At 74.8% G+C, this 15,181-nt stretch carries 18 protein-coding genes; 7 read left to right on the top strand and 11 right to left on the bottom strand.

Translation table 11 applies throughout. The annotated features are described in order from the left end of the window. The first annotated feature begins 1 nt into the window (after position 1). Positions 2-772 (top strand): methyltransferase domain-containing protein, encoded by a 771-nt coding sequence (locus BJ983_RS05265; RefSeq protein WP_179792856.1) that lies wholly within the window; start codon positions 2-4, stop codon positions 770-772. Positions 773-775: 3 nt separating this feature from the next. On the opposite strand, the gene BJ983_RS05260 is transcribed toward BJ983_RS05265, so the two are convergent. Then, complete coding sequence (locus BJ983_RS05260; protein WP_179792855.1) at positions 776-1,435, bottom strand: potassium channel family protein; 660 nt, start codon at positions 1,433-1,435, stop codon at positions 776-778. After that, the gene (locus BJ983_RS05255) at positions 1,428-2,756 is read right to left on the bottom strand and encodes a TrkH family potassium uptake protein (RefSeq protein ID WP_179792854.1); all 1,329 of its coding nucleotides are present in this window, start codon (positions 2,754-2,756) and stop codon (positions 1,428-1,430) included. Before BJ983_RS05255 ends, BJ983_RS05260 begins: the two co-directional genes overlap by 8 nt. A 113-nt stretch (positions 2,757-2,869) precedes the next feature. Between BJ983_RS05255 and BJ983_RS05250 the strand changes: the two genes are divergently transcribed. Beyond that, a complete protein-coding gene (locus tag BJ983_RS05250; RefSeq protein WP_179792853.1) occupies positions 2,870-3,007 on the top strand; it encodes a hypothetical protein in 138 nt (45 codons plus the stop codon). Between the two features lie 22 nt (positions 3,008-3,029). On the opposite strand, the gene BJ983_RS05245 is transcribed toward BJ983_RS05250, so the two are convergent. Further along, the gene (locus tag BJ983_RS05245; protein WP_179792852.1) at positions 3,030-3,359 is read right to left on the bottom strand and encodes a DUF1330 domain-containing protein; all 330 of its coding nucleotides are present in this window, start codon (positions 3,357-3,359) and stop codon (positions 3,030-3,032) included. A gap of 29 nt (positions 3,360-3,388) precedes the next feature. Next, positions 3,389-4,057, bottom strand: a complete 669-nt coding sequence (locus BJ983_RS05240; protein WP_179792851.1) for an MBL fold metallo-hydrolase — start codon at positions 4,055-4,057, stop codon at positions 3,389-3,391. 147 nt (positions 4,058-4,204) lie between these two features. On the opposite strand from BJ983_RS05240, the gene BJ983_RS32110 reads away from it, so the two are divergent. Both BJ983_RS32110 and BJ983_RS30125 read left to right on the top strand, forming a co-directional pair. After that, positions 4,205-4,624, top strand: coding sequence for a DUF5994 family protein (locus tag BJ983_RS32110; RefSeq protein WP_179792850.1), 420 nt, complete (start codon positions 4,205-4,207; stop codon positions 4,622-4,624). Further along, positions 4,621-4,797: an RGCVC family protein gene (locus tag BJ983_RS30125; RefSeq protein WP_179792849.1), complete on the top strand. Its 177-nt coding sequence runs from the start codon at positions 4,621-4,623 to the stop codon at positions 4,795-4,797. Before BJ983_RS32110 ends, BJ983_RS30125 begins: the two co-directional genes overlap by 4 nt. A 135-nt stretch (positions 4,798-4,932) precedes the next feature. Here BJ983_RS30125 and BJ983_RS05225 read toward each other — a convergent pair whose 3' ends face one another. The 6 genes from BJ983_RS05225 to BJ983_RS05200 form a co-directional block, all read right to left on the bottom strand. Beyond that, positions 4,933-5,667: a TIGR03943 family putative permease subunit gene (locus BJ983_RS05225; protein ID WP_179792848.1), complete on the bottom strand. Its 735-nt coding sequence runs from the start codon at positions 5,665-5,667 to the stop codon at positions 4,933-4,935. A gap of 34 nt (positions 5,668-5,701) precedes the next feature. Then, the gene (locus tag BJ983_RS05220) at positions 5,702-6,673 is read right to left on the bottom strand and encodes a permease (RefSeq protein WP_179792847.1); all 972 of its coding nucleotides are present in this window, start codon (positions 6,671-6,673) and stop codon (positions 5,702-5,704) included. A 101-nt stretch (positions 6,674-6,774) separates the two neighbouring features. Continuing rightward, positions 6,775-7,524 carry a dihydrofolate reductase family protein gene (locus tag BJ983_RS05215; protein ID WP_343053743.1) on the bottom strand — a complete coding sequence of 250 codons (750 nt, stop codon included), beginning with the start codon at positions 7,522-7,524 and terminating at the stop codon, positions 6,775-6,777. Beyond that, entirely contained in the window at positions 7,524-8,378 is an 855-nt protein-coding gene (gene folP, locus BJ983_RS05210; protein ID WP_179797368.1) for a dihydropteroate synthase, read from the bottom strand. Before folP ends, BJ983_RS05215 begins: the two co-directional genes overlap by 1 nt. Before the next feature lie 145 nt (positions 8,379-8,523). Beyond that, the gene (locus tag BJ983_RS05205) at positions 8,524-10,137 is read right to left on the bottom strand and encodes a thiamine pyrophosphate-binding protein (RefSeq protein ID WP_179792845.1); all 1,614 of its coding nucleotides are present in this window, start codon (positions 10,135-10,137) and stop codon (positions 8,524-8,526) included. Then, on the bottom strand, positions 10,134-10,910 hold the full coding sequence (locus tag BJ983_RS05200) for a cyclase family protein (RefSeq protein ID WP_179792844.1): 777 nt from the start codon (positions 10,908-10,910) through the stop codon (positions 10,134-10,136). The genes BJ983_RS05205 and BJ983_RS05200 overlap by 4 nt, the downstream gene beginning before the upstream one ends. Before the next feature lie 61 nt (positions 10,911-10,971). On the opposite strand from BJ983_RS05200, the gene BJ983_RS05195 reads away from it, so the two are divergent. Next, positions 10,972-11,982, top strand: coding sequence for an alcohol dehydrogenase catalytic domain-containing protein (locus BJ983_RS05195; RefSeq protein ID WP_179792843.1), 1,011 nt, complete (start codon positions 10,972-10,974; stop codon positions 11,980-11,982). Between the two features lie 4 nt (positions 11,983-11,986). Here BJ983_RS05195 and BJ983_RS05190 read toward each other — a convergent pair whose 3' ends face one another. After that, positions 11,987-13,477, bottom strand: coding sequence for an NCS1 family nucleobase:cation symporter-1 (locus tag BJ983_RS05190; protein WP_179792842.1), 1,491 nt, complete (start codon positions 13,475-13,477; stop codon positions 11,987-11,989). Between the two features lie 129 nt (positions 13,478-13,606). Here BJ983_RS05190 and BJ983_RS05185 point away from each other — a divergent pair, with 129 nt between their 5' ends. Beyond that, entirely contained in the window at positions 13,607-14,326 is a 720-nt protein-coding gene (locus BJ983_RS05185; protein WP_179792841.1) for an aspartate/glutamate racemase family protein, read from the top strand. A gap of 211 nt (positions 14,327-14,537) precedes the next feature. Then, the gene (locus BJ983_RS05180; protein ID WP_179792840.1) at positions 14,538-15,113 is read left to right on the top strand and encodes a Rossmann-fold NAD(P)-binding domain-containing protein; all 576 of its coding nucleotides are present in this window, start codon (positions 14,538-14,540) and stop codon (positions 15,111-15,113) included. Positions 15,114-15,181: the final 68 nt, after the last annotated feature.

The following is a 15,181-nucleotide window of genomic DNA, read 5'->3' as shown; positions in this document are numbered from 1 at the left end:
CGTGACCGCGTACTCCCAGGGCCACGCCGCGAGCGTCCTGCGCTCGCAGACGTGGCGCACCGTCGACAACTCGGCCGCCTACCTCGCACCGCACCTGCGGGCGGACATGCGGGTTCTCGACGTCGGGTGCGGTCCCGGCACGATCACCGCGGACCTGGCGACGCGGGTCGGCTCGGTCCTCGGGATCGACAGCGACCCCGGAGTGGTGGAGAAGGCCCGGGCGCTCGGGGTCGACGCGCGGGTCGGCGACGTGTCCGCGCTGCCCGACGGACCGTTCGACGTGGTCCACGCCCACCAGGTGCTGCTCCACCTCACCGACCCGGTGGCCGCCCTGCGCGAGATGATCCGGGTGACGGCGCCGGGTGGGCTGGTCGCCGTCCGCGACTGCGACTACGCCGGGGTGGTGCTGTACCCGCACGACCCGCGGCTCGACCGCTGGCTCGCGATCTACCGCGGGGTCGCCCGGGCCCACGGGACCGAGCCCGACGCGGGCCGCCGCGTGCTGGCCTGGGCACACGCCGCGGGTGCGGGGGACGTCACGCCGAGCGCGTCGATCTGGTGCCACGCGACGCCGGAGGAACGGGCGTGGTGGGGCGGGCAGTGGGCCGAGCGGATCGTCGACTCCACGATCGCCGAGCGGGCGGTCGCGGGCGGGTTCGCCACCCGCGAGGAACTGGCCGACGTCGCCGCGGGCTGGCGGCACTGGGCCGCCCACCCCGACGGCTGGTTCTCCCTGCCCCACGGCGAGGTGCTGATCCGCGTGCCCCGCTGAGGGTCAGGAGTCCTCGAGGAGCCGCTCGACGTCCTCGTCGCGGCCCACCACCAGCACGATGTCGCCCTTGCGCACCACGGTGTCGGACGTGGCGGAGATGAACTCCTCGTCCCGGCGCTTGATCGAGACGACCGTGACGTCGTACCGGTCCTTGATCTCCGAACTCCCCAGCGGGACGTCGATGAGGCCGCGCGGCGGGCGGAGCTTGGCCAGGGCGCACCCGTCGTCGAGCCGGAGGTAGTCCAGCGCCGTGCCGGAGACGAGGTGGGCGACGCGCTGGCCCATGTCCTGCTCGGGGAACACGACGTGGTGCGCGCCGATGCGCTCGAGGATGCGGCCGTGGTGGGCGCTGATCGCCCGCGCCCAGATGTCGGGCACCTCGAGGTCCACCAGCAGGGAGGTCACCAGGATGCTGTCCTCGAGGTGGTCCCCGATCGCGACGACGGCCCGGCGGTAGTCGCCCACGCCGAGCTGGCGCAGGGTCTCGAGGTCGGTGCAGTCCGCCGTCACCACGTGGCTCAGCTCGCGGGACACGGCCTGCACGACGTCGCGCGAGGAGTCGATCGCGAGCACCTCGGTGCCCTGCCGCGACAGCTCGAGGGCGATCGCCGCGCCGAAGCGCCCCAACCCCACGACGACCACCGGCTCGTGCGCGTCACCCAATGATCGTCCTCTCCTCGGGCCGCCGGTAGCGCCGCGGCCGCTCCCGCAGGGCGAGCGCCGAGGCGAGGGCGAGGGGCCCGAGCCGGCCGACGAACATGAGCACCACGAGCAGGATCTCCGCGACGTCCGGCAGATCGGTCGTGATCCCCGTCGTGAGCCCGACCGTACCCAGGGCCGAGAGCACCTCGAACACGACGCGCTCGGTCGGGTGCGGGGTCACGCCCGAGAGCACGAAGGTGGCCACCACGGCGAGCCCGAGGCCGAGCAGCGCGACGGCCAGGGCCTGCCGCTGGTTGGCCTCCGGGATGCGGCGCGGCCCGACGTCGACGTCGGCCTCGCTGCGCATCTCGGCCCACAGCACGAGCGCGAGCAGGCCGAAGGTCGTCACCTTGATGCCGCCCGCCGTGCTCGCGCTGCCCCCGCCGATGAACATGAGGACGTCGGTGACCAGCCAGCTCTCCGGCGTCATGGACCCGACGTCGACGGCCGAGAAGCCGCCGCTGCGCGGCATGACCGACGAGAAGAAACCCGCGAGGAGCTTGTCGGCCACGCCCATCGGTCCGAGGGTGGCCGGGTTGCCGTACTCCATCGCCGTGTACAGCACGGTGCCGACGACGAGCAGCGCGGCGGAGGTGACCACCGTGATCCGGGTGGTCACCGACCACGTGCGCGGGCGGTGCGAGCGGACGAGCTCGAAGATCACCGGGAAGCCGAGCCCGCCGACGATGACGGCGAGGGCGACCGGCAGGAGCATCCACGGGTCGCCCGCGAAGCCGGCCATCCCGTCGGGCCAGAGCACGAAGCCGCCGTTGTTGAACGCCGACACCGCGTGGAAGAGGCCCTCCCACACCGCGGTCACCGCGCCGACGTCGTAGCCCAGTCCCAGCCGGAGCCCCAGGACGAGAGCGGTGAGGGCCTCCCCGGCGAGGCTGAACAGGACGACGTTGAGCAGCACCCGGCGGACGTCGCTCAGGTCGAGGCTGCCGGACTGGGCCTGCGCCACGAGCCGGGCCCGCAGGCCGAGCCGGCGCGAGACCAGCACGACGAGCAGGGACGCCACGGTCATGATGCTCAACCCGCCCACCTGCATGAGGGCGGCGAGGACGACGTGCCCGAACGGCGACCAGTGCGTGCCGGTGTCGACGGTGGTCAGGCCCGTCACGCACACCGCGGACGTCGCCGTGAACAGCGCGTCGAGGAAGGTGGACCCCTCCGGCGCCGCCGTCGCGGCGGGCAGCATGAGCAGCCCGGTGCCTGCGGCGACGCCCCCGGCGAACGCTGCCGCGATGACGACGGCGGGGTTCCCCGCCCTGGTCGCCATGGCGGGAGTCTCGCACGCGCCGAGATCGGCCGTTTCCTGATCTCGCCGACCCGGCAACCCGACGCTGTCGCCGACCGGACCGGTCGGCGCGGACGCAGGGGAACGGACACGCCATGCCGAACGCTGCCGGGAAGAACGACGACGAGCCGGAGGGCATCGGGCACACTGAGATCCCCGAGGAGTCGGCGGAGTCGGAGTCGGAGCTCTCGATGTCCGCGCAGGTGGAGAAGCGGGAGACCGAGGAGCAGTGACGGGTCGGGCCGCGGTCCGGGCTCAGCGGTCGTTGAGCACGGGCCGCAGGTCCTCGAGCCGGTCGTAGGCCCACCACAGGTAGTTCTCGGTGCCGCCCTCGCGCAGCGGGTGGAGGTCCGTGTGGTCGGGGTCGTCCTTGAACGCCTGGAACGCCTCCGCGGACGGCCACTCCACGAGCACCATCACCTGGCGGGGCGTGCCGCCGCTCGACGGGGAGTCCTCGCTGAGCCGGCCCAGCGCCACGACCCGGCCGCCGTGCGCGCCGACGGCCGCGACCGACCGCTTCGAGTAGGCCTTGTAGTCGTCGTTCGGCGCGAGGTCGAAGAGGTTCAGGGCGTAGACGGCGCTCATGGGCGCGAGCGTCCCACGACGACCCCGCCTCAGCAGCCGGCCGCGGCCCAACGGTCGCCGCGGACGGGATGGCCGTGCGTGGAGACGACGAGGGCCGGCTCCAGGGCCGCCATCCGCCGCCGCGACGCCGCGGTGGCGGCCGGGTCGTGGTGCAGGCCGGCCGGCAGGGGGAGCCAGCGCGGCGCGCCCGGGTCGGTGGAGACGTTGATCGGTCCGTCGCCCACGACCAGGAGCCGGTCGGCCGCCCGCCAGAAGGCGAGGAGGCCGGGGCTGTGTCCGGGCTGGGCGAGCACCTCGAACCCGGCGACCGTGTCCCCCGGCTCGAGACGGCGGTCGACGGTCCGACGCCGCCGCGCCAACGGGGCGACGCCGATCCGGCCGATCGCGCCGGAGTGCCAGGCCACGCTCCCGTGCTCGAAGCCGTCGGCCTCGACGGCGCTCATCGAGAGGGTGGCGCCGGTGTGGGCGCACAGCCAGGCCGACGACCCGACGTGATCTCCGTGCGCGTGGGTGACGGCGTGCTCCACGACGTCACGGCCCTGCAGGAGACCCGCCAGACGCTTCCCCGACCACGGGAACCCGGCGTCGATCACGACGTCACCGGCCGGGCCCTCCAGGACGACGGTGTTGAACAGGTGGCGGGGGAACAGCGCGCCGAGGAGGACCCCGTCGGCGACCGGCTGCAGCGCGGGAGGCACGCGGATGACCCTGGCACACGGGTCCGCGCAGGTGAGGAGCGCGTACGGTGGCGGTCACCGGGGGTTTCCTGCACGGCGGCGTACGAGCCGCGGTCGTCGTCGGCGCAGTCCTCGCCCGGTCGTCCGACCGGAGACGGGAGTGCCGGCGTGAGCCCGGCCCCGAACACCACGACCACACGTCTCCGGCTCAAGGCCGCCGGACCAGTGACCGGCACCGTCGACGGCGCCTGGTGGCCCCGGTCCGACGACCTGTCCGCCGAGCTGCCCCCGCTGCTGGCCGACCTCGAGCCGGGTGCGGGCCCGGTGGCCCGGGTCGCCTACCGGCTCGACGACTGGGGGCCCGCGCCGCGACGGCTCCCGCACGGCCAGGTCCGGCTCGAGGGCTTCCGCTCGACCGTCCCCCACACCGTGACCCTGACGGGACCGACGGGCCTCCGGCTGGTCCTGCTGGTCGTTCCCGCGACCACGTCGGGAGCGACCGCCGAGTCGGTGATGAGCGCGGCGGCCGACCCGGCCGAACGGCACTCCCCTACCGAGCTCCTGGCCGGCGCGGAGCTCCCCCGGTGAGCGCCGAGCGCCCGCCCCGCTCCGACGGCGCCCGCGCCACCACGGACCCGACCTGCGCCATGTGCCCCCACCCGTGGTCCGAGCACGACGCGCTCGGGCGGCGGTTCTGCACCGCCACCCAGGTCGGGGTGTGGACGCGGGGCTGCATCTGCGCGCCCCCGCCGCGACGCTGACCCCGGGACGCGAACGGCCCGGGACGACGACGCGACCCGGGCCGCCCTCTGCGCCCGTCCACCCGTGGGAACGGGTGACGGAGGTCGGAGCCGCCGCGAGGTACCCCGATCGACGCGCCGACGAACGTCGGATGCTCAGTACTCGTATGCGGGCGAGGGTTCGGCGACCTCGCGCGCGTCGACGACCGTGACGGTGGGGACGAACCCGGTCCCCCGCGTGGCGGTGCCCGGCACGAGCCGGATCCGGGCGTCGACCCACCGGTCGCCCGTCGTTCCCGGCGCCCCGACCAGGGCGCGCGGGTCGTCCAGGTGGACCCGCACCGGGCTCGCGTCGGCCGCGCAGCAGGAGATCACCAACCGCGCCAGGTCGAGCCCCCGTCCGTCCCGCGCCGGCACGACGAACCCGGTGAGCGTGACGTCGCGACCGGCCAGGGCGCCGCCGTCCGCCGTGGCCGCGGCCCGGGCCACGAGGTCGACCACCGGGACCGCCGGCGCCTCCCCCGGCGGCAACGGCTCCTCGGGGACCCGGCCCACGGCGACGGTGCGCGACCCGGCGAGGTCCACCGCGTCCGACCCCAGCGACGGCGGCGCGGCCAGCAGCACGACGAGCACCGGGACGAGCAGCAGCCACGCCGACCGGCCGGAACCGTGGTCGTGCTCGTCCTCGTCGTCCGCCCCGTCCCCGGGGCCCGGGCACCGCAGGTCCCGCGCCACGTCGAGCAGGGCCAGCCCGATCAGCACCGCGCCCGACACCGCCACGAGCGGCGCCATCCCGGGACGGACGTAGTGCAGGACCGTGCCGTCGACCACGATGAGCACCAGCACCGCGCCGACGAACACCAGCAGCGCGTTGCGCACCTCGCGCGTCATCGGGTCGAGCTCCGCTCCGCTGCGTCTCCCGGCGTCACAGCCCCACCACCAGGCCCGCGCCGACGCCGCACAGCACCGCGACCACGAAGGTCAACGGCGCGAACCGGGCGGCGAAGCCGCGCCCGAAGGTGCCCGCCTGCAGGGCGATCAGCTTCAGGTCGACGGCCGGCCCGACCACGAGGAACACCAGGCGCGGGAGCAGCGGCAGCGCCGACAGGGAGGCGGCGACGAACGCGTCGCCCTCGCTGCACAACGACATCACCACGGCGAGCACGGCCATGACGAGCACGGCGAGCACCACCTGCTCGCCGAGACCGGCCACCCAGCGTTCCGGCACGACCGTCGTGAGCACCGCCGCCACGAGGCCGCCCAGCACGAGGAAACCGCCCGCGTCCACCAGGTCGTGCCGCGCGGTGGCGGCCGCGACCCGCCAGCGGGGACCGGCACCCGCCGCGGGGACCCGCCGGACCCGCTCGGCCATCCACTCCGCGCGACCCGCACGGGCCCAGACCCACCCGACCACGCTCGCCGTCAGGAAGGAGCCGAGGAAGCGGGCCGCCACCATCTCCGGGGCACCGGGGAAGGCGACGGCGGTGGCGACGAGGACGATCGGGTTCACCGCGGGCGCGGCGAGCAGGAAGGCCAGCGCCACCGCGTCGGGCACCCCGCGCCCGACGAGGCGCCGGGCCACCGGCACCGACGCGCACTCGCAGCCCGGCAGCGCCACCCCGGCGGCCACCGCGACCGGGACCGCCGCCCCCGTCCGGGCGGGCAGCACCCACCGCAGCGCCGCCGGCGAGACGTAGGCGGTGAGGACACCGGACAGCAGGACGCCCAGCACCAGGAACGGCAGCGCCTGCACGACGACCGCGACGAAGACGGTCGCCCCCACCCGCAGCTGCGGCGTGACCAGCGGGTCGACCCCGAGCACCCGCAGCCCGAGTGCGACCACGAGCACGACGGCGAGGACCTCCACCCCGCGCCGCTGTGCCACCCCCGTCGTCATGATCACGATGGTGACAGAGGGGTCCGACACCGTGGGCCGGAATGGTGGCGAGCGGATCGTGAGGGGAGGATTCGAGCGCTCTTACGGCTCGAGGGTTCCCCTCACGCGGAGCGGGCGCGCAGGTACCGGACGAGGATCGTCGAGTCCTCGACCAGCAACGAGTCGACGGTGAACCCGCGTGGCGAGTCCAGCGGGTCGTCGGTGCGGGCCACCCGGCCCGCCTGCCCGGCGACGGCGGTGGGCACGAAGTTGATCCGCATCTCGTCGACGAGGTCGGCGGCGAGGAGCTTGCCGGTCAGGCCCGGGCCGCCCTCGCAGTCGATCCGCCGCAGACCGCGCTCGGCGAGCTGCCGCACCGCGTCGACCAGGTCGACGTCGTCGTCACCGGCGACGAGCACCTCCGCGCCTGCGTCCTTCCACGCCTGCTGCTTCTCGGCCGGCGCGGACGCGCACGTGATCACGATCGTCGGCACCAGGACGTCGACGATGCTCGGCGCGTCCGCCGGCAGCGACCCGGAGGTCACGACGGCGAGCGGCGGCACCTCGGCCAGCCCGTGCCGTTCCCGACGACGGGCCGACTCCCCCTCGGGCCGCAGGCCCGGGTACTCCTCGGCGACCGCCGTGCCGGAGGCGAGCAGCACGACGTCGGCGAGGTCGTGGCCGAGTCCGAAGACCTTCCGGTCGGCGTCGGAGGAGAGCCCCCGGCTCGTCCCGTCGATCTCGATCCCGCCGTCGAGGGAGCTGACGAAGTTGACGGTCACCCACCCGCCGTCGTGCTGCGGATAGGTGTACAGCTCCTCCAGCTGCCCGGCCGAGAGCTCCCCCGCCGGCAGCGGCCACACCTGGTGCACTACATCCACCTCTCGGCGCGCGACGGCGGGCGGTGGCCCAGCACGCTCGCGACCATCTCCAGGGTCTGGCGGGTCTCCTCCACCTGGTGGGCACGGACCATCGCGACGCCCATCTGCGCGCACAGCGCGGTCGCGGCGAGCGTGCCGGTCAGGCGGCCGTCGAGCGGGACGTCGAGGGTCTCCCCCACCACGCCCTTGTTGCTCATCGCGAGCAGCACCGGCCACCCGGTGTCGATCAGCCGCGGCAGCGCACGCAGCACCTCGAGGCTCTGCAGGGTGTTCTTGCCGAAGTCGATCGTGGGGTCGAGCAGGATGCCGTCCGCCGGCACCCCGGCCTCGACCGCGCGCTGCGCGAGCGTCACGGTGAAGTCCACGACGTCGCCCATCACGTCGTCGTAGACCGGCTTCTCCGGGTCGGTGCGCGGGGTCAGCCCGCCGGTGTGCGCGGCGACGTACCCGGCCCCGTAGCGGGCGGTGACCGGGAGGATGTCCTCGTCCCAGCCCGCCCAGCTGTCGTTCACCAGGTCCGCGCCGGCCGCGAGCAGCGCCTCGGCGGCCTCGGCGCGATAGGTGTCGATGGAGATCGTCAGCTCCGGGAACCGCTCGCGGGCCCAGACGAGCGTCGGGCGCACGCGGTCGATCTCCTCCGCGACGGTGACCTCCGGCCCGGGGCTCGCGGGCACGCCGCCGAGGTCCACGACGTCGGCTCCCTGCGCCACGGCCCGCTCGACGGCGGCCTCCGCGGCGGCGGGCCGCCAGGTGGAGCCGTGGTCGTAGAAGGAGTTCGGCGTCCGGTTGACGATCGCCATGATGAGGGCGCGGTCGCGTCGGAGCCGCCTCCCGTGGATCGTCATCTCGACGTTCGCGCGGGTCGGGGCGCTCACCGGATGACCGTGGTCTCGATCAGGATCGGCATGAGAACTTGATACAGGGGCCACCCGGGCTCGGCCACCGGACCCCGCGGCGCCGCACCGTGTCCGTCTCCTCTCATTGCGCCACTCAGTGGCCCCGGAACGCCTCCGCGAGCCACCAGGACGGCTCGTCGGCGATCACCTTCGCGTCGAGGAGCAGCGGCCGGTCGCGCGGCCCGGCGAGCCAGTCCCGCAGGGTGGCGAGATCGGCCGTCGACCGGACCACCGCGCCGTCGCACCCGTATCCGCGCGCCAGCGCCGCGAGGTCGGTGTCGGGGAAGCGCACCGTGCTCTGGTCGGCGTCGGTGAAGTGGTGGAACTCGGCGCCGTACCCGGCGTCGTCGTACACCACGACCACGAGCCCGAGGCCGAGGCGGACCGCGGTCTCCAGCTCGGAGACACCCATGAGGAACCCGCCGTCCCCGCAGGCGGCGACCGCGACGCGGTCGGGGCGCGCCACGGCCGCGCCGATCGCCGTCGACAGGCCGAGACCGATCGACTGGAACCCCTGGGTGAGGCAGAAACCCGCCTCGTCGGGGACCTGCAGGTAGCCCGCCGGGTAGCCCATGAAGTTCCCGGAGTCGACGGCGACGGTGCGTTCGGCCGGCAGGAGGTCGTCGAGCGCGGCGGACAGGACGCGCGGGTCGATCCGCTCCCCCACGACCTCCGGGGGCGCGGCGTGCCGCCCCTCGCTCCGCAGCCGCGCCGCGACGTCGGCGGTGCGGTAGCCCTCCTGGGCGTCGGTGACGGTGAGCGCCTCCCGCGCGGTGGCCGCCACGTCGCCGAGCACCCCCAGCGCGACCGGGCGTTGGGCACCGAGTGCCTCGGGGGTGTCGTCGACCTGCACGAGCGTGGCCCCGGCGGTCAGCTCGCCGTGCCGGGTGGTCCACGCGGTCAGCGAGGCGCCCCAGGCCACGACGACGTCGGCGTCGGCGATCAGCTCCGCGGCCAGCGGCGTGGCGAACCCCCCGGAGATGCCGACCGACCACGGCGATCCGGTGAAGAGCCCGTGCGCCACCGCCGACGTGGCCAGCAGCGCGCCGCACCGGTCGGCCAGCGCCTCCAGCTCCGCGCGGGCCCCGCGCGCACCCCGGCCCGCCACGAAGACCGGCCGCTCCGCGGTGTCGAGGAGCCCGGCGAGGTCGACCACCGCGTCCGCGTCCGGCGAGGGCGGTCCCCACGTCGTCCGCGCGGGCACCGGAGCGTCGACCGCGGGCGCCGCCTGGACGTCGAGCGGGAGGTTCAGCACCACGGTGCGCCGCTGGTCGCGGCAGGTCCCGTACGCGCGCACGACGTCGGCCGCCGCCGAGGCCGCGGAGTGCACCCGCTCGGGCACGGCGCCGACCGCCCGGGCCAGGGCGTCCTGGTCGACCCGGAAGTTCGACCGCACGTGGTGGCCCGCGACGTCGGCGGCCAGCACCAGCAGCGGCGTGCGCGACTTCGCGGCCTCCGTGATCCCCGTGAGCGCGTTGGTCAGCCCGCACCCCTGGTGCACCGTCAGCACCCCGACCTCGCCGGAGGTGCGGGCGTAGGCGTCGGCCATCGTCGCGGCCCCGCCCTCGTGCCGGGCCGCGGTGTAGGCGACCCCGCCGGCCCGCAGCGCGTTCGTGACGTGCAGGTTCCCGCTGCCGACCACCCCGAAGGCGTGCCCGACCCCGAGGTCGGCCAGCAGCGTCCCCACCTGCTCCGCGACCGTGCTCACGCGCGCTCGACCAGCGCCAGGACCCGCGCGGGCGACCCGGAACCGCCGACGATCGGGAGCGGGGAGACCACCAGCACCGCGCCCGTCGTCGGGACCCGGCCGAGGTTGCGCAGGCTGGTCAAGCCCCACTTGTGCGCGCCCATGAGGAAGTGGTGGCAGGAGAACGGCGGGTCGAACCCGCCGGCGGCACCGGCGTCGGTGCCGACCGTCTCCACCCCGAACCCGGCGAGCGGGGACTCCTCGGCGATCCAGCGCGCGCACGCCGCGGACACGCCCGGCGTGTGCGGGCCGGCCTCGTCCGCGTTGGCGAACTCCTCCTGCGTCCCGCCGCGGGCCTCCCAGCCGGTGCGGTAGAGCAGCCATCCGCCGTCGGGCAGCGGACCGTGCTCGGCCTGCCACGCCTCGAGATCGGACACCTCGAGCAGGAAGTCGGGGTCGGCGGCCACCTCGGCGGTCCGATCGATCACGACGACGGGCGCGACGAGGGTCCGCATCGGCACCTGGGAGACGTCGGGCCCGTCCCGCCCGGTGACCCAGTGGTTGGGGGCGTCGAGGTGCGTGCCCGTGTGCTCGCCCGTGTGGATGTCGTTCCAGTACCAGGCGGGCCCGCGGTCGTCGTAGCGCGAGAGCTCCTCGAGCCGGAAGCGCGAGGTGTTCGCGAACGGCTCCGGCAGCTCCAGGATCGGCGTCGAGGACTGCAGCGGCGTGGTGAGGTCGACGACCTCCACCGCTCCGGAGCGCAGCGCGTCGGCGAACGCGGACAGGACGGACACGGGCGGCTCCTCGCGACGGTGGGCTCCTCGACGCGCGTGATGCTGCCACCGACCCCCGACAATGTCCGGCGTGCGAGCCGTGGTGATCACCGAGTTCGGGGCCGAGCCCGCCGTCGTCGAGCGACCGGACCCGGCCCCGGACCCCGACGGCGTGGTCGTCGCGGTCGAGGCGACCGGGCTCTGTGCCAGCGACCGCTTCGCCTGGCGGGGGCACGACGACGGGGTGGTGCTCCCCCTCGTCCCGGGCCACGAGCTGGCCGGGCGGGTGGTGGCCGTCGGCCCGGAGGTCCGGCGCGTCGCGGTCGGCGACCGGGTGCTCACCCCGTTCGTCGAGGGCTGCGGGCGGTGCGCCGAGTGCGCCGCCGGGCAGGCGCAGGTGTGCCCGGACCAGTCCCAGCCGGGCTTCACCCACGACGGCTCGTTCGCCGAGTACGTCGCCCTCCGCCACGCCGACACCAATCTCATCGGGCTGCCGGAGGGCCTCGACGCCGGCGGCGCGGCCCTGCTCGGGTGCCGCGTCGCCACCGCCCACCGGGCCGTCGTCGCCCGGGCCCGGGTCCGCGCCGGGGACCGTGTGCTCGTCCTCGGGGCGGGCGGGGTGGGCCTCGCCGCCGTGCTGGTCGCGGGCCTCCTCGGGGCGGAGGTGGTCGTCGCCGACCCGGCCCCCGCCGCCCGCGAACGTGCCCTCGCCCTCGGCGCGGTCCACGCGCTCGACCCGGCGGAGCTGCCCGGCGACGGCGGGTTCGCCGTCGCGATCGAGGCCGCCGGCCGCCCGGAGTCCCTGACGGCGGGTCTGGGCGCCCTGCGGCGGCAGGGGACGCTGGTCCAGGTCGGGCTGCTGACCGCCGCCCCCGTCGTACCGGTCCCCGCGATGATCGCCCGCGAGCTCGCCGTCCTCGGCAGCCACGGCATGGCGGCCGCGGACTACCCGGCGCTGATGGAGCTCGTGACGTCGGGTCGGCTCGACCCGGCCCGCCTGGTCACCCGCCGTGTCGGACTGGACGAGGCCCCCGCCGCCCTCGCCGCGGCGCCCGTGCCCGGCGAGGTGGTGGTCGTCGAGCCGGGGCGCTGACCCGTCAGGCGGTCACCGCCGCCCGGCGGCTCACCACCAGGTGCACCACGAAGGCGAGCCCGGCCCCGACGAACCACGAGAAGGCGGCCGCGTCCGACGAGCCGAGCAGCACCAGCAGCATCGCGCCGACGGCACCGACGGCGGTGGCCCCGATCGCCACCGGGTTGTACCCGCCCCGGAAGAAGTAGCGCCCGTCCGGGGCGAGGGTGTACAGCGCGTCCACGTCGATCCGCCGACGCCTGACCAGGAAGTAGTCGGCGATGAGGACCCCGTAGAGGGGCCCGATGAACGCGCCGAGGGTGTCCAGCGTGTAGTGGATGACCTCGGGGCTCGAGTACAGGTTCCAGGGCGTCAGCAGCACCGACCCGACGGCGGCGATCATGCCCCCGGTCCGCCAGCTGATGCGCTGCGGTGCGACGTTGGAGAAGTCGAACGCCGGGGAGACGAAGTTGGCCACGATGTTGATGCCGATCGTGGCGATCATGAACGTGAGGGCACCGAGCACCACGGCCGTGGTCGAGTCGAGGCGGGCGACGGTCTCCACCGGGTCGTCGATCAGTTCTCCGAACACCGGCCGGGTCGCGGCGGCGGTGACGACCACCAGGAGGGCGAAGACGAGGAAGTTCACGGGCAGCCCGAGGACGTTGCCCTTCTTCACCGCCCGGAAGCTCTTCCCGTAGCGGGAGAAGTCGCCGTAGTTGAGCATCGGACCCGAGAAGTAGGAGACGACCAGGGCGACCGCCGTCGCCATGACCGGGAGCACGGCCCACCCGCCGATGACGTTCTCCGACAGGTTGAGGTCGATGGCGGAGAAGCCACCGGCCCGCCAGACGAGGTAGCCCGCGAGCAGGAACATCACGACGTAGACCGCGGGACCGCAGAAGTCGATGAAGCGCCGGATGGCCTCCATGCCCTTCCAGAAGACGAGGGCCTGCAGCACCCACATCACGGCGAAGGCGACCCACCCGACGAGCGAGAGACCGGTGAACCCGGTCGCGTCGTCGGCGTACGGGGCGAGGCCCGGCCACAGCTTCAGGGCCACGATCACCAGGGACGCCGACGCGAGGTAGGTCTGGATGCCGTACCAGGCGACCGCGATCAGACCACGGATGATCGCCGGGACGTTCGCGCCGAGCACGCCGAAGGCCGACCGGCAGACGACCGGGTACGGCGTGCCGGTGGCCTGCGAGGGCCGTGCGACGAGGTTGCAGAGGACGTAGACGATCGCGATGCCGACGAGCAGCGCCACCAGGACCTGCCACGCCGCGAGGCCGAGGGCGAACAACGACCCGGCGGTGATGTAGCCGCCCACCGAGTGGACGTCGCTCATCCAGAAGGCGAAGAAGTTGTAGGACGACCAGGTCTGCTCGCGCAGCGGCGCGAGGTCCTCGTTCGTCAGCCGCGGGTCGTAGCCCTCGTGCGCGGCGCCGACCCCGACGGGAGGGGCGGCGGCCTCCACCAGGTCGTCGTGACCTGCGCTCATCTGGTCGGTCATCGCGGTCCTCCCCCGGGGTCGTCTCCCCCGGGACGCTAGGTCGCACGGGACGCGGCGAACGGAGGATGTCCGGATCGTTCACGAGATGCTCACACGATCGACCTGGCGGCGACGAGCACAGTGGCGGCCGTGCGCATCCTGGTCGTCAACGTCAACACCACCGCTGCGGTCACCGAGGCCGTGGCCGTACAGGCGCGCGCCGTCGCCGCGCCCGGCACCGAGATCGTCGGTCTCACCCCGCGGTTCGGCGCGGAGTCGGTGGAGGGCAACGTCGAGAGCCACCTCGCCGCGGTCGGGGTGCTGGACGCGGTCCTGCACCACCCCGGGCCCTACGACGCGGTGGTGCAGGCGGGCTTCGGCGAGCACGGCCGGGAGGCGCTGCAGGAGGCGGTGGACGTCCCCGTCGTCGACATCACCGAGGCCGCCGCGACCACCGCGCTGTTCCTGGGCCGGCGCTACGCCGTGGTGACCTCGCTCGACCGCACCGTACCTCTCATCGAGGACCGCCTCCTGCTCGCGGGGCTCGACCGCCGGTGCGCCGGGGTCCGTGCGAGCGGCCTCGGCGTCCTCGAGCTCGAGCGGGATCCGGTCCGCGCGACGGAGGCCGTCGCGACCCAGGCGGCCGCGGCGGTCCGGGACGACCACGCCGAGGTGATCGTCCTCGGCTGCGGGGGGATGTCGGGCCTCGCCGAGGCGGTCACGCGACGCACGGGCGTCCCCGTCGTCGACGGCGTGCCGGCCGCCGTGACGACGGCGGAGGCCCTGGTCAGGCTGGGGTTGTCCACGTCCAGGTCGAGGACCTTCGCGCCGGCCCGGACCAAGAACATGTCCGGCTGGCCCTTCCCCTGAGGAACTCGGCGCGACCTCGACACGACCCGGTTCGGCGGTCGGTTCGTCCGGAAGACGGTGTCCGCGCGGCCGTCTCCACGATCGTGGGGCAGGCTGTGCGTCAGGGGGACAACACGTGCGTGAGCGGCATAGCCACCCGAATGCCGGGCGGCTACCTTCCGTTGCTCACGCATCGCGACCGTGCCTCCACGCGCGGGAACGGAGCAGGACCATGGGGGAACTGGACGGGCGAGTCTTCCTCGTCGTCGGTGGTGCCGGGGGGACCGGACGCGCGATCGTCGACGCACTCGTCGCCGACGGGGCGGGTGTGGAGATCGTGGACGAGGACGACGTCGCCGCCCGCGAGGCGGCGCGTCGGCACGGTGGTCCGCTCGGTCGCGTCTCGGCGCGACCGCTGGAGCCGGACGCGTGCGCGGACGTGGTCCGGCGGGTGGTCACCACGGTCGTCGCCGACCGCGGCCTCCTCGACGGCGTCGTGACCGTCGACCGCGACGAGAGCGAGACCGTCGCCGTGCTGCGCGCCGCCCGGGCACCGTTGCGGGCGTCGCGGCGCGCCGCCGTCGTGCTCGTGGGCGACGCGAGCGACCAGGCCTCCGCCCTCGCGCGCTGGCTCGCCGACGACGGGGTGCGGGTGAACTCGGTCGGCGAGGGCCAGGACCCGGCGGACACCGCCCACGCCGTGCGGTTCCTGCTCTCCGACGCGGCCGACCGGGTGACCGGCGCGCGCTGGCCGGCTGCGGACCGCACGGCCGCCGTCCCCCGGCACTCCGGCCGCGTGCCGGGCTGAACCGACCCCCGGCGACCGGACACACCCCCCGCACGGTCGTCGGGTCGCGCGGCTCCCGGTCCGTCCCG

This window comes from Actinomycetospora corticicola (assembly GCF_013409505.1).
Lineage (GTDB): Bacteria > Actinomycetota > Actinomycetes > Mycobacteriales > Pseudonocardiaceae > Actinomycetospora > Actinomycetospora corticicola.
The sequence above is the reverse complement of the archived record's forward strand: the minus strand, read 5'-3'. Positions and strand labels throughout refer to the sequence as shown.

Bases quoted from the DNA above. Each gene is read 5' to 3' on its own strand.
- BJ983_RS05220 (WP_179792847.1), bottom strand. From the start codon at position 6,673: ATGACGACGGGGGTGGCACAGCGGCGCGGGGTGGAGGTCCTCGCCGTC.
- BJ983_RS05245 (WP_179792852.1), bottom strand. From the start codon at position 3,359: ATGAGCGCCGTCTACGCCCTGAACCTCTTCGACCTCGCGCCGAACGAC.
- folP (WP_179797368.1), bottom strand. From the start codon at position 8,378: ATGACGATCCACGGGAGGCGGCTCCGACGCGACCGCGCCCTCATCATG.
- BJ983_RS05180 (WP_179792840.1), top strand. From the start codon at position 14,538: ATGGGGGAACTGGACGGGCGAGTCTTCCTCGTCGTCGGTGGTGCCGGG.
- BJ983_RS05190 (WP_179792842.1), bottom strand. From the start codon at position 13,477: ATGACCGACCAGATGAGCGCAGGTCACGACGACCTGGTGGAGGCCGCC.
- BJ983_RS05255 (WP_179792854.1), bottom strand. From the start codon at position 2,756: ATGGCGACCAGGGCGGGGAACCCCGCCGTCGTCATCGCGGCAGCGTTC.
- BJ983_RS05225 (WP_179792848.1), bottom strand. From the start codon at position 5,667: ATGACGCGCGAGGTGCGCAACGCGCTGCTGGTGTTCGTCGGCGCGGTG.
- BJ983_RS05250 (WP_179792853.1), top strand. From the start codon at position 2,870: ATGCCGAACGCTGCCGGGAAGAACGACGACGAGCCGGAGGGCATCGGG.
- BJ983_RS05195 (WP_179792843.1), top strand. From the start codon at position 10,972: ATGTCCGGCGTGCGAGCCGTGGTGATCACCGAGTTCGGGGCCGAGCCC.